Here is a 12,646-nt window from a genome sequence, read left to right as displayed (position 1 = left end):
CGGACCGGTGCCGGCGGATCGTCCGGCACCGGGGAGGAGCACGCATGAGCACGTTCGGTGGCGGGCGCCGCCGCGGGGCGCGGTCCGAGGAGCCGCCGGCCACGGGTGACGCCGCGCAGGAGGCGGACGCCGACCCCGAGCAGGTGGCGCGTGCGATCGCGCTGCGCATGCTCACCGCCGCGCCACGCAGCCGCGCGCAGCTCGCGGAGGCCATGGCCCGACGGGACGTGCCGGAGGCGGTCGCCGAGCGCGTGCTCGACCGGTTCACCGACGTCGGGCTCGTCGACGACGCCGAGTACGCCGGCATGGTCGTGCGCACCCGGCACGCGGAGCGCGGACTGTCCCGCCGGGCCCTGGGCACCGAGCTGCGCCGGCGCGGCATCGACGACGAGACCGCCGCGGTCGCGCTCGAGCAGGTCGACGACGAGGACGAGGAGCAGGCGGCGCGCGCGCTCGTCCGCAAGAAGCTGCGGACCACGACGGGCCTCGACCCCCAGGTGCGGACCCGCCGCACGTACGCCGCGCTGGCCCGCAAGGGCTACCCGCCGGCGCTCGTCGGCCGCGTGCTGCGCGAGGAGCTGGCTGCCGAGGGCATCGACGCGGAGGAGGACGGCGACCTCCTCCCGGGTGGCTGAGCCCGTGGGAGCCCCGGCCTCGGACGCGACCCGGTGACGGCGGGGGACCTGGTGACGCCCGGCGTGGTGCCCGGCCGCGCGGCCCGGGCCGAGGTCGACTGTCACCTGGCGCTCGCGGCGCGCGCCCAGGCGGTGCTCGACCGCGTCGCAGCGCTGGAGGACGCCGTGACGGGCACCGTCACGCAGGACCGTGAGGCGCGCGTGCGTGCCGAGCTCGCCTGCGTCGAGGTCGGCGCCCTGGCGGGCACGACCGACCGGCCGCTGCGCCTCGGGGCGCTCGCCGCGGCCGGGTACCGGACGGCGGCCGACCTCGTCGGTGTCGACGCCACCACGCTCGCGCGGGTGCCCGGTGTCGGGCCCGGCACCGCCCGTGCGGTGAGCGCTGCCGTGCTGCAGCTCGCCGACGCGGTGCGGGCCGCTATGCCCGTGCGGCTCCGGCTCGACACCGACGACCGCCCCGACACCGAGGCCAGCACGCGCGTCGTGACCGCGCTGCACGCCCTGCTGCGGTGGTGGCCCCAGGTCGACCCGCACCACGATCGGCTGGCCGGGTACGTGCGGGCGGTCGGCACGCACAGCCGTGCCGCCGCCCCCGCGACGTCCCGCGTCCGGTACGCGCTGAGCCTGCCGCGGGTGCGCGGGCGTGCCCGCCGCGCGGTCGGTGCGCTCGCCGGCTGGACGACGTCCGGTGAGGCCACGGCGCTGTCGAGCCTCCTCGACGACCTCGCCGGCGTCCACGACGACGCCGGCTTCGACGCCGCCTGGTCGGACGTCGAACGCCGCCCGGCGACGTACACGACCGCGCTGCACCGCCTCGTGCCCGGGGCCCTCGACCTCGCCGTCGAGCGCGGCCTGCTCGCCGGCGAGCTCGCCGACCAGGTCGTCGCCCACCCCCTCGACACGCGCCTGCTGCGCAGCACGCTGCGCGGCTACCAGGAGTTCGGCGCCCGGTTCCTGCTGTGCCAGGGGCGGGCTGTGCTGGGCGACGAGATGGGGCTCGGCAAGACCGTCCAGGCCGTGGCCGCGATGGCGCACCTCGCGGCCGGTGGCGAGCGGCACCTGCTCGTGGTCTGCCCGGCCAGCGTGCTCGTGTCCTGGGCCCGCGAGGTCACCACCCACAGCGCCCTGCCGGTCCACCGGGTGCACGGGGACGCGGCGACGGCGGCCGCGGCCCGCTGGGTCGCTGACGGCGGCGTCGCCGTCACGACGTTCGGGTCGATGCACCACCTGCCCGACCCGCAGGTGCTGCCCCGCCCGGGCCTGGCGATGCTCGTGGTCGACGAGGCGCACCTCGTGCGCAACCCACGGGCGCGCCGGTCGCGGGCCGTCGCCCGCTGGGCGCGGGCCACGCCGCGGGTGGCGCTGCTCACCGGCACGCCGCTGCAGCGGCACGTGGACGACTTCGTCGCGCTCGTGGACCTCGTGGCTCCCGACCTCGTGCCCGGCCTGCCCCGGCACCTCGGGCTCGCCGGGGCGGACGCGTTCCGCCGCGCCGTCGCTCCCGTCTACCTGCGGCGCAACCAGCGTGACGTGCTGCTCGAGCTGCCCGCGCTCGAGGTCGTCGACGAGTGGGAGGAGCTCACGGCGAGCGGTGCCCGCGCCTACGCGGCTGCCGTGGCCGAGGGGCACCTGGTGCGGATGCGCCGAGCGACGACCGTCGTCGACGGCCTGCCCTCGTCGGGGAAGGTCGGGCGCCTCCTCGAGATCGTCGACGACGCCCGCGAGAACGGTCGCCGCGTCGTCGTGCTGTCGTACTTCCGCGGGGTGCTCGACGTGGTCACGCCCGTGCTGCGGGCGCACGGCGTCGCGCACGTCGGCGGCCCGCTCACCGGTGACGTCCCGCCCGGGGAGCGGCAGGCCATGGTCGACCGTCTGGCGGCGGCCGACCCGCACGACGGTGCGGTGCTCGTCGCGCAGGTCGAGGCTGGTGGTGTGGGCCTCAACCTGCAGTGCGCCTCGGTCGCGGTGCTCTGCGAGCCCCAGCTCTCGCCGGCGGTCGAGGCGCAGGCGTTCGCGCGCCTGCACCGGATGGGCCAGCTCCGGGCCGTGCGCGCGCACCGCCTGCTCGCCGAGGGCACCGTCGACGAACGGCTGCGCGCGGTCCTGGCGGAGCGTGCGCGCGAGGTCGACGCGTACGTGCGCGACTCGGTCCTCGCGCAGAGCTCGGTCCGTGCGGTCGACGTGACCGACGCCGCGCTCGCGCGCGAGGTCGTCGCCTGGGAGCAGGCGCGCCTGGGGCACGGACCGGTCTGGGACGACCTGACGGCCCGGCCCGGCTGACCGCACCGCCGGGCTTCCGGCCGGGCGCGCCGGCGCGCGATCTGGTCGACCGGTGCGCCGTGCGCGGCGCGCTGGACGGGTGACCTGGCCGGACGGCGCCCGGCAGCGGGGGAGAATGGCCGCGCGCGGCGCACGAGCCGGCGCGGACGAGGGGGAGTGTCGTGGATCCGGGTGCTGTCGTCACCGTCGTCGGCCTGCTGGGCGCGTGCCTGGTCGCCCTGCTGCTCATCCTGCTCGCCCGGCGCGACGCGGACGCCCAGCGTCGCCGCGCCACCGAGGACGTCGCGCGCATCCGCGACGACGCGCGGGCCCTGCTCGCCGACGCCGAGCGGCGTGAGCGCCGGGTCGTCGACCGCGAGCAGGACCTCGCGGCCGAGCGCACCGCGCTGGCCGAGCTCGAGCGGCGCACGCGCGCCCAGGCCGACGCGCTCGTCGAGTCGGAGCGGGCCGCGGCCCGTGCGCTCGACAAGGCCGAGCGCGCGGCGGCACGCACGCTGGCCGACGCCGAGCGCACGGCGCGCGAGCGCCTGGCTGCGGCCCGCGACGAGGCCCGCGCCCAGCTCGAGGCGGTCGGCGGCCTCACCGAGGAGGAGGCGCGGGCCGAGCTCACGCGCCGCCAGGTCGAGCAGGCCACCAACGACGCCGCCGGGCAGGTGCGCCGGGCCGAGGCGCAGGCCCGCCGCACCGCCGACGCCCGTGCGCGACGCATCGTCACCGCCGCGGTGCAGCGGCTCGCGGTGCCGACCAGCTCGCAGGGCGTGCTGACCATGCTGCCGCTGCCGTCGGACGAGATGAAGGGCAGGATCATCGGCAAGGAGGGCCGCAACATCCGGCACTTCGAGGCCCTGACCGGGGTGAACGTGCTCATCGACGAGACCCCGGACACCGTGGTCCTCTCGTGCTTCGACGCCGCGCGCCGCGAGGTCGCGCAGGTCGCGCTCGAGGCCCTCATGAGCGACGGCCGCATCCACCCGCAGCGCATCGAGGCCGCCTACGCCGACGCGCTCGCCGGCGCTGACGAGCGGCACGACGCGGCGGGTCACGACGCGGCCGAGCGGGCCGGTGTCGACGGGCTGCACCCGGAGCTCGTGCGGACCATGGGTCAGCTGCGGCTGCGCTCGTCGTACGGGCAGAGCGTCCTGGAGCACCTGGTCGAGACGTCGCAGGTCGCGGCGACGATGGCCGCCGAGCTGGGTGCGGACGTGGACGTGGCGCGCCGCGGGGCGTTCCTGCACGACGTCGGCAAGGCCCTGACCGCGCAGGTCGGCGGTACGCACGCGGCGGTGGGCGCGGACCTGGCGCGGCGCTGCGGGGAGTCCGACGCGGTGGTCAACGCGATCGCCGCGCACCACGACGAGGTGCCGGCGACGACGGTCGAGGCCGTCCTCGTGCAGGCCGCCGACGCGATCTCCGCGGCCCGGCCGGGTGCGCGCCGCGAGGAGGTCGACCAGTACCTCGAGCGCATGGACAAGCTCGAGGCGCTCGTCGTGGCGCACCAAGGCGTGCGCCGGGCGCTGGCGATGTCCGCGGGCCGGGAGGTGCGGGTCGTGGTCGAGCCGGCCGAGGTCGACGACTACGCCCTGCCGCAGCTCGCGGTGTCGATCGCCCGGCACATCGAGGCCGACCTGACGTACCCCGGCGAGATCAAGGTCACCGTGGTGCGCGAGCTGCGCGCCAGCGCCACGGCCGGCTGACGACCGCGGCCGGCGCCGGGCCGGTCAGTCGTCGCCCCCGGCACGCACGGCCAGGCTCGGCGCCTGGGCCGTCGCGGTGCCGGACGTGCGACGGTCGACGCGGGTCGCGAGCCGGTCGGCGGCCCGGGTGAGGGCGTAGTTGATGACGATGAAGATGATCGCGGCGACGAGCAGCGCCTGGAGGATGTTGCCCTCGCCGGACCCGAGCCGGCGTGCGGCGGCCAGCAGCTCGGGGTAGGTGATGATCGCGCCGAGTGCGGTGTCCTTCAGGATGACGACGAGCTGCGACGCGATCGCGGGCAGCATGGCGATCAGCGCCTGCGGCACCTCGACGAGCCGCAGCGACTGCCCGCGGGTGAGCCCGACGACGAGCGCCGCCTCGCGCTGGCCCTTCGGCAGCCCGTGGACGCCCGACCGCACGAGCTCGGCGAACACGGACCCGTTGTAGAGGGTCAGGCCGAGCACCACGGCCACGAGCGGCACGTCGCCCGGGTCGAGCAGCCCCAGCTGGGAGATCCCCATGTAGAAGAAGATCATCATGAGCAGCACCGGGACGGCGCGGAAGAACTCGACGACGCCTCCGGCGACGACGCGCACGACGCGCGACGACGCGAGCCGGCCCAGCCCGAACACCAGCCCGAAGACGCCCGACGCGACGATGGCGAGCGCGGCGGCGCGCAGCGTGTCGAGCAGGCCGGGGAGCAGGTAACCGGTCCAGGTGCGCGCCTCGAGGAACGGCGTCCACAGACGGGCGTCGAGCTGCCCCTTGCGGTCGAGCACGACCAGCGCCACGGCGGCGATCGCGACCACCACGAGCGCGGCGAGGACGTTGACGACCACCATGCGCCGGCGGGCGCGGGGCCCGGGGGCGTCGAACAGGACGTGCGCGCTCATCGGGCCACCGCCAGGCGTCGGGACAGGGACGTGGTGAGCAGGCCCACCGGGACGACGAGGACGACGAAGCCGAGTGCGAACACGAAGAACACGGCGAGGATCACGTCGGGGCGGAACTCGATCATGGTGCGCATCAGGCCCGAGGCCTCGGCGACGGACCCGGCGGCGGCGACCGTGGAGTTCTTGATGAGGGCGATGAGCACGTTGCCGAGCGGGGCGACGGCGCCGCGGAACGCCTGCGGCAGGATCACCAGGCGCGCGGCGGGCCAGAAGCCCAGGCCGATCGCGCGGGCCGCCTCGGCCTGGCCGACGGGCACGGTGTTGACGCCCGAGCGCAGCGCCTCGCAGACGAACGCCGCGTGGTAGACGCCCAGGCCGATGGCGGCCAGGCGGAAGAAGTTGGTCTGGAAGTCCGCCGAGAGCGTGATGCCGAGCTGCCCCCACAGGCCCAGCACGCAGAAGACGATGATGATCGTCAGGGGCGTGTTGCGCAGCAAAGTCACGTACGTCGCCCCGGCCCAGCGCAGGCTCGGCACGGGCGAGATCCGCATGACGGCCAGCACCGTGCCGAGGACGAGCGCGAGGACGGCGGCGTACGCGGTGAGCTGGATGTTGACCCAGAACGCGGCGAGCACGTCGAACTGCTCGAACAACGACAGGAACTGGGCGAGGTAGCCCTCGTCCACGGCAGGACCTCCAGGGGCGTGCGGCAGGGGGACGGCGTGCGGACCCGCGGGTGCCGGTGGCCGGCACCCGCGGGGTCAGCGGGTCAGGCGCAGGGCTCGACGGCCGGCGGGTTGAGGTCGGCGTTCGGGACGTAGCCCGACGCGCCGACGTTGTCCTCCAGCAGCTGCTCCCACGTGCCGTCCTCGAACATCTGCTCGACGGCTGCGTTCACGTCCTCGCAGATCTCGTTGTCCTGCGGCAGGCCGATGCCGTAGTTCTCCTCGGAGAACGGGTTCCCGACGACCTTGACCTGGCCCTCGTTGGCGGGGATCGCGGCGAGGCCGGCGAGGATGATGTCGTCGGTGGTCACCGCGTCGACGGACCCTGCGACGAGCGCGGTGACGCACTCGGCGTACCCGGGCTGCTCCAGCAGGTTCGTGCCGGCCGCGTACTCGTCCTTGATGCGCTGCGCGGACGTCGAGCCCGTGACGGAGCACAGGTTCTTGCCCTCGAGGTCCTCGGGCCCGGTGATGGAGTCGTCGTCGGCGGCGACGAGCAGGTCCTGGCCGGCGACGAAGTACGGACCGGCGAAGGACACGACCTCCTTGCGCTCGTCGGTGATGGAGTACGTCGCGAAGATCATGTCGACCTGGCCGGTCTGCAGCATCGTCTCGCGCTGCGCGGACGGGGACTCGACCCACTCGATCTGGTCGGCGGAGTAGCCGAGCTGCTCCGCGACGTACGTCGCGACGCCGACGTCGAAGCCGGTGTAGTCGGAGCCGTCCTGGAAGCCGAGGCCGGGCTGGTCGAACTTGATGCCGATCCGGATGCTCTCGCCCTCGCCCGATCCCTCGGTGCCCTCGGAGTCGGTGTCGCCGCCGGAGCAGGCGGTGAGCGTGAGCGCGGCCGCCGCGGTGAGCGCGATCGCCAGTCGTGCGCGCATGGGTGTCCCCTTCGTGTCGTCGTGCGTCGTGTCGTGCTGCGGTCTGGTCGGTGGTGCCGGGCCCGCCGTGCGCGCCCGGGTCAGTGGGTGAGGATCTTGGACAGGAAGTCGCGGGCGCGCTCGCTGCGCGCGGCGGTGAAGAACTCCTCGGGCTCGGCCTGCTCGACGACCTGCCCGGCGTCCATGAAGACCACGCGGTGCGCGGCGCGACGGGCGAACCCCATCTCGTGCGTGACGACGACCATCGTCATGCCCTCGCGGGCGAGGCTGACCATGACGTCGAGGACCTCGTTGATCATCTCGGGGTCGAGGGCCGACGTCGGCTCGTCGAAGAGCATGGCCTTGGGCTTCATGGCCAGGGCGCGGGCGATGGCGACGCGCTGCTGCTGGCCGCCCGAGAGCTGGGCGGGCCGCTTGTCGGCCTGGTTGGCGACGCCGACCCGCTCGAGCAGCTCCATCGCGGTGGCCTTCGCCTGCGCGGGGCGCACGCCCTTGGCCTTGACCTGCCCGAGCGTGACATTCTCCAGGACGGTCTTGTGCGCGAAGAGGTTGAAGGACTGGAACACCATGCCGACGTCGGCGCGCAGCCGGGCCAGCGCGCGGCCCTCCTCGGGCAGCGGCTGGCCGTCGATCGTGATGGTGCCGGAGTCGATGGTCTCCAGGCGGTTGATCGTGCGGCACAGCGTGGACTTGCCGCTCCCGGACGGTCCGATGACCACGACGACCTCGCCGCGGTGGATCGTCAGGTCGATGTCCTGCAGGACGTGCAGGGGGCCGAAGTGCTTGTTGACCCCGGACAGGACGATCAGCGGGTCGCCGGTGGGGCGGGCCGGGGCGGCGACGGCTGTCGTGAGGTCGCTCGGGCTGTCGGGCATCTGCCGAACCTACGGGGGAGATGTTGCGGGCGCCACGAGAAGACGTCACGGTCCCGTAACGTCCCAGTCATCCCGGTCTGCACAGCCGGGTCCGCCCGGGTGCGTCCGGGTGTGCCCGGTCCGGCGTCGTGCGGCCGTCGGACCGGCCCCGCACCGGGGCGGGCGTCGCACCGACGTACCCTGGGGGGCGATGTCCACGACCCTGCCCGCCCCCGCCCCCGCCCCCGCCGTCGCGCACGCCCCGGCGGCGCGTGCGCGCACGTACCTGGTCAAGACCCTCGGCTGCCAGATGAACGTGCACGACTCCGAGCACATGGCCGGGCTGCTCGAGGAGGCCGGCTACGTGCCGGCGCCCGCGGACGACGCCGCCGCGGAGGACGTCGACGTCCTCGTCATCAACACGTGCGCGGTCCGCGAGAACGCCGCCGACCGGCTCTACGGCAACCTCGGGCGGCTGGCGGGCACCAAGCGTGCCCGCACCGGCGGCATGCAGATCGCCGTGGGCGGCTGCCTCGCGCAGAAGGACCGCGCCGGCATCGTCGAGCGCGCCCCGTGGGTGGACGTGGTGTTCGGCACGCACAACATCGACGTTCTGCCCTCGCTGCTCGAGCGCGCCCGCCACAACGCGCAGGCGGAGGTCGAGATCGCCGAGTCGCTGCAGGTGTTCCCCTCGACGCTGCCCACGCGGCGGGAGTCCGTCTACGCCGGCTGGGTGTCCATCAGCGTGGGCTGCAACAACACCTGCACCTTCTGCATCGTCCCGCACCTGCGCGGCAAGGAGCGGGACCGTCGTCCGGGCGACGTCCTGGCCGAGGTCGAGGCGCTCGTCGCCCAGGGGGCGATCGAGGTCACCCTGCTGGGGCAGAACGTCAACTCCTACGGCGTCGGGTTCGGCGACCGGCACGCGTTCGCCAAGCTGCTGCGGTCGGTCGGCGCGGTTCCCGGGCTCGAGCGCGTCCGCTTCACGTCCCCGCACCCGGCGGCCTTCACCGACGACGTGATCGAGGCGATGGCGGCCACGCCGACGGTCATGCCGCAGCTGCACATGCCCCTGCAGTCCGGCTCGGACCGGGTCCTGCGCGCCATGCGCCGCTCGTACCGGGCCGAGCGCTTCCTGGCCATCCTCGACCGCGTGCGCGCCGCGGTACCGGACGCGGCGATCACGACCGACCTCATCGTGGGGTTCCCCGGCGAGACCGAGGAGGACTTCGCCGACACCCTGCGCGTGGTCGAGGCGTCCCGGTTCGCCTCGGCGTTCACCTTCCAGTACTCCCCGCGGCCCGGCACGCCCGCCGCGGACCTTCCCGACCAGCTGCCCAAGGCCGTCGTCCAGGAGCGGTACGAGCGCCTCCAGGCCCTGCAGGAGCGGATCTCCGCCGAGGAGAACGCCGCGCAGGTGGGCCGCCGCGTCGACGTGCTCGTCGCCCAGGGCGAGGGGCGCAAGGACGCCGACACCGCGCGCATCTCGGGCCGCGCGGCCGACAACCGCCTCGTGCACCTCGCGCTGCCGCCCGGCCTCGACGCGGCGCAGGCGCCCCGTCCCGGCGACCTCGTCACGGTCGAGGTCACCCGCAGCGCGCCCCACCACCTCGTCGCCGACTCCGCCCTCACGCCCGGCGGCACGTTCGCGGTGCGGCGCACCCGCGCCGGCGACGCCTGGCAGGCGCGCACCGCGGGGAGCGAGGAGCACGCCCACGCGGGGGCGTCGTCGTGCGGGACGGGCGCCCCCGCGCCGGCCGGGCCCGTGGTGCTGGGCCTGCCGGGGCTCGGCGCGCCGACCCGCTGACCACCCGCCCGCGGGACTGCTGGTCCGCCGACCGCCGGTCCGGTGGCTGCTCGCCCGCCGACAGCCCGTCCGCGTGCGGGCACCCGGGCCCTCCGGCCCAGACGGGCCGCCGGGGGCGGGTCTTCAATGAGGGTCGCAGCGTCGCACCCCTCACACGGAGACACCGATGTCGGACGTGTTCGTCTTCCTGGCCGAGCAGCCCATCCTGCTGCTCTTCGTGCTCATCGGCACCGGGTCGCTCCTCGGGCACGTGCGCGTGCGCGGCGTGGGCCTCGGGGCCGCGGCCGTGCTGTTCCTCGCGATCGGCGCGTCCGCGTGGGCGGCCGGTCTGGGCGTCGACCTCGAGATCCCCGAGGAGCTCGGCACGCTCGGCCTGACCCTGTTCACGTTCAGCGTCGGCATCGTGTCCGGTGCGACGTTCTTCTCGTCCCTGCGCCGCAGCCTCGGGCAGATCCTCGCGATGGTGGGGGTCCTGGTCACCGGTGCCGTCGTCGCCGTCGCGCTGGGCGCCGCCCTGCACCTCGACCCCGCCGTCACCGCGGGCGCGTGGGCCGGTGCCGTGACCAACACCCCCGCGCTCGCGGCCGCCCGCGAGGCCGCCGGGGACGCCACCGGCCCGACCGTCGGGTACGCGGTCACCTACCTGTTCGGCGTGGTCGGCATGCTCGTCGCCGTCACGGCCGCGCTGCGCCACCGCCGCGAGGACACCGACGCCCCGCCCGCGCTGGTCAACCGCACCGTCCGTGTCGAGGCCGGCAGCAGCCCACGCATCCAGGACCTGGAGGAGCGGTACGGGGACCGCATCAAGTTCTCCCGGGTCCGCCGCGGCGAGACCGAGCCGATCCGCACCGCGGACGACGGCGACCTGCTGCTCGTCGACGACCTCGTCACCGTCGTCGGGCCCGCCGCCGACGTCGACGCCGTCACCCGCGAGCTCGGGCACACGTCCTCGCACCACCTCGAGGTCGACCGCTGGTACCTCGACATGCGGCGCATCACCGTCTCCGACTCCCGCGCCGCCGGGCACACCATCGCCGAGCTCGACCTGCCGCACCGGTTCGGCGCCACCATCTCGCGCGTGCGCCGTGGCGACGTCGACGTCGTCGCCACCGACGACTTCCTGCTCCAGCTCGGCGACCGGGTCCGCGTCATCGCCCCGCGCGACCGCATGGGCGAGGTCTCCCGGTGGTTCGGGGACTCCGCGCGCGGGCTGTCCGACATCACGCCGATCGTCCTCGGCCTGGGCATGACCCTCGGGATCCTGCTCGGCGCCGTCGCGTTCCCCGTGCCCGGGCGCGTCTTCTCCATCGGGTCCGCCGCCGGGACGCTCGTCGTCGGCCTCGTGCTCGGCCGGCTCGGCCGCGTCGGCCCCCTCGTCACAGCCATGCCCTACACGGCCGCGCAGGCGATCGCCGAGCTCGGGCTGCTCGTGTTCCTCGCCCAGGCGGGCTCGCGCGCCGGCGCGCAGATCGGCGCCGCGTTCGCCTCGGGGGAGTGGGTGCGGATCGTCCTGCTCGGGCTCGTCGTCACCACGACGGTCGCCGCCGGCCTCTACCTGGTGATGCGGCGCCTGTTCCGCACCGGCGGCACCCGGCTGGCCGGCATCATGGCCGGCGCCCAGACCCAGCCCGCGGTGCTGGCGTTCGCCAACGGGCGCACCGGGTACGACTCCCGTGTCGCGCTGGGCTACGCGCTGGTGTACCCGGCGGCGATGATCACCAAGATCCTGCTGGGGCAGGTGCTCGGCGGCCTGTGACGGGGCCTCAGTTGTCCGGCACCGGCGGCGGCGGCCCGTCCGCGGGCAGGATCTGCTCCAGGGCGGCGAACAGCTGCACGCCCGTGCCGAGCCCGCACGCGAGGAGCTGGGCCAGCTGCACGTCGGTCACCCCGGGCTCGAGGTCGGCCGAGACCTCCGAGTAGAGGGCGAGCGTGCCCTCCTCCTCGCGCAGGTACGCCTTGGGCCAGATGCGCTCGCGGTTCCAGTCGTTGACGGCCAGCGCCAGCGCGGCGCGCTGGGCGAGCGGCACCGTCCGGTGCCACCGGCCGCGCACCTGCAGGATCTCGTGCTGGTCGCCCAGCAGCAGGAACCAGAACCGGCTGCCGTCCCAGGTGCCGGTCAGGTCGCCGTCCTCGTCGACCACGAACCGGTACCCGCGCGCCAGCAGGTACTCCCCGACCCGGTCGCGCGTCAGCGGTCGCGGCGGCTCGTCGTCCGGGTGGGGGTCCTTGGCGGGCTTCGGCAGCCCGCCCAGCACGCGCAGCAGCCACCCCGGCGCGCTCACGGCGCCACCCCCGCCGGGTCCGGGTACTGCTCGTCGAGCGCGTCGAACAGCATGCTGCCCGTCGACAGGCCGCAGAACAGGAACTGGCTCAGCTGGTCGTCCGTGACGCCGTGCTCCAGGTCCGTGGCGACCTCCGAGACGACGTGCACCCGCCCGTTGTCACGCACCCGCGTGTACGCCTTGGGCCAGATCCGGTCCGCGTTCCACTCGTTGCACAGGTCGAGGACCTCCTCGAGCCGCTCGATCGCGAGCTCGCGGTGCCACTGGCCCCGCACCTGCAGGATCTCCGAGTCCTCACCGAAGAGGAAGAAGTAGAACAGCCGGCCCCGCCACAGCCCGCCCAGGTCGCCGTCGTTGTCGACGAAGTAGGAGAACTCGTTCTCCGCCATCCACGCGGCGATGCGCGCGGGCGTCACCGGCAGCGGACGGCTGCCCGAGGACTCCGCCGCACCGAGCTCACGTGCCAGCAGGTCAGCGACCCGGGCGTGCAGCGCGTCGTCGTCCAGGTCCGCCCCGCCGCCCGGGGGAGGGGGCACGGCCGCCCGCCGCCCCGGCCACCAGCGTCGCGCCTGCTCGCCGAACCAGCCCATG

Annotated in this window: 11 protein-coding genes; 5 read left to right on the top strand and 6 right to left on the bottom strand. The window is 75.0% G+C overall.

The annotated features are described in order from the left end of the window. Nucleotides 1–44: 44 nt before the first annotated feature. From FBY24_RS17940 to rny, 3 genes are all read left to right on the top strand, one after another. Complete coding sequence (locus tag FBY24_RS17940) at nt 45–635, top strand: regulatory protein RecX (protein ID WP_142162663.1); 591 nt, start codon at nt 45–47, stop codon at nt 633–635. A gap of 33 nt (nt 636–668) precedes the next feature. Next, nucleotides 669–2,915, top strand: a complete 2,247-nt coding sequence (locus FBY24_RS17935) for a DEAD/DEAH box helicase (protein ID WP_142162661.1) — start codon at nt 669–671, stop codon at nt 2,913–2,915. Between the two features lie 161 nt (nt 2,916–3,076). Beyond that, nucleotides 3,077–4,609 (top strand): ribonuclease Y, encoded by a 1,533-nt coding sequence (rny, locus tag FBY24_RS17930; RefSeq protein WP_142162659.1) that lies wholly within the window; start codon nt 3,077–3,079, stop codon nt 4,607–4,609. A gap of 24 nt (nt 4,610–4,633) precedes the next feature. Here rny and FBY24_RS17925 read toward each other — a convergent pair whose 3' ends face one another. The 4 genes from FBY24_RS17925 to FBY24_RS17910 all read right to left on the bottom strand — a co-directional run bounded on the left by FBY24_RS17925 (nt 4,634) and on the right by FBY24_RS17910 (nt 7,921). Beyond that, a complete protein-coding gene (locus tag FBY24_RS17925) occupies nt 4,634–5,503 on the bottom strand; it encodes an amino acid ABC transporter permease (RefSeq protein WP_142162657.1) in 870 nt (289 codons plus the stop codon). After that, nucleotides 5,500–6,189: an amino acid ABC transporter permease gene (locus FBY24_RS17920; protein ID WP_140460484.1), complete on the bottom strand. Its 690-nt coding sequence runs from the start codon at nt 6,187–6,189 to the stop codon at nt 5,500–5,502. Before FBY24_RS17920 ends, FBY24_RS17925 begins: the two co-directional genes overlap by 4 nt. A gap of 83 nt (nt 6,190–6,272) precedes the next feature. After that, complete coding sequence (locus FBY24_RS17915) at nt 6,273–7,112, bottom strand: glutamate ABC transporter substrate-binding protein (RefSeq protein ID WP_142162655.1); 840 nt, start codon at nt 7,110–7,112, stop codon at nt 6,273–6,275. A gap of 80 nt (nt 7,113–7,192) precedes the next feature. Next, nucleotides 7,193–7,921, bottom strand: a complete 729-nt coding sequence (locus FBY24_RS17910; protein ID WP_203793555.1) for an amino acid ABC transporter ATP-binding protein — start codon at nt 7,919–7,921, stop codon at nt 7,193–7,195. A gap of 256 nt (nt 7,922–8,177) precedes the next feature. On the opposite strand from FBY24_RS17910, the gene miaB reads away from it, so the two are divergent. Next, entirely contained in the window at nt 8,178–9,773 is a 1,596-nt protein-coding gene (gene miaB, locus FBY24_RS17905; protein ID WP_142162651.1) for a tRNA (N6-isopentenyl adenosine(37)-C2)-methylthiotransferase MiaB, read from the top strand. 166 nt (nt 9,774–9,939) lie between these two features. Beyond that, nucleotides 9,940–11,529, top strand: a complete 1,590-nt coding sequence (locus FBY24_RS17900; protein WP_142162649.1) for an aspartate:alanine exchanger family transporter — start codon at nt 9,940–9,942, stop codon at nt 11,527–11,529. Nucleotides 11,530–11,536: 7 nt separating this feature from the next. Here the strand turns inward: FBY24_RS17900 and FBY24_RS17895 are convergent, their stop codons facing one another. Both FBY24_RS17895 and FBY24_RS17890 read right to left on the bottom strand, forming a co-directional pair. Further along, on the bottom strand, nt 11,537–12,055 hold the full coding sequence (locus tag FBY24_RS17895) for a YbjN domain-containing protein (protein ID WP_142162647.1): 519 nt from the start codon (nt 12,053–12,055) through the stop codon (nt 11,537–11,539). Further along, on the bottom strand, nt 12,052–12,645 hold the full coding sequence (locus FBY24_RS17890) for a YbjN domain-containing protein (protein WP_142162645.1): 594 nt from the start codon (nt 12,643–12,645) through the stop codon (nt 12,052–12,054). The genes FBY24_RS17895 and FBY24_RS17890 overlap by 4 nt, the downstream gene beginning before the upstream one ends. Nucleotide 12,646: the final 1 nt, after the last annotated feature.

This window comes from Cellulomonas sp. SLBN-39 (assembly GCF_006715865.1).
Lineage (GTDB): Bacteria > Actinomycetota > Actinomycetes > Actinomycetales > Cellulomonadaceae > Cellulomonas.
This window is presented reverse-complemented; position numbering and strand designations above follow the sequence as displayed.

Excerpts from the sequence above, each read along its gene's own strand:
- FBY24_RS17940 (WP_142162663.1), top strand. The coding sequence starts at position 45 with ATGAGCACGTTCGGTGGCGGGCGCCGCCGCGGGGCGCGGTCCGAGGAG.
- FBY24_RS17925 (WP_142162657.1), bottom strand. The coding sequence starts at position 5,503 with ATGAGCGCGCACGTCCTGTTCGACGCCCCCGGGCCCCGCGCCCGCCGG.
- FBY24_RS17915 (WP_142162655.1), bottom strand. The coding sequence starts at position 7,112 with ATGCGCGCACGACTGGCGATCGCGCTCACCGCGGCGGCCGCGCTCACG.
- miaB (WP_142162651.1), top strand. The coding sequence starts at position 8,178 with ATGTCCACGACCCTGCCCGCCCCCGCCCCCGCCCCCGCCGTCGCGCAC.
- FBY24_RS17890 (WP_142162645.1), bottom strand. The coding sequence starts at position 12,645 with ATGGGCTGGTTCGGCGAGCAGGCGCGACGCTGGTGGCCGGGGCGGCGG.
- FBY24_RS17900 (WP_142162649.1), top strand. The coding sequence starts at position 9,940 with ATGTCGGACGTGTTCGTCTTCCTGGCCGAGCAGCCCATCCTGCTGCTC.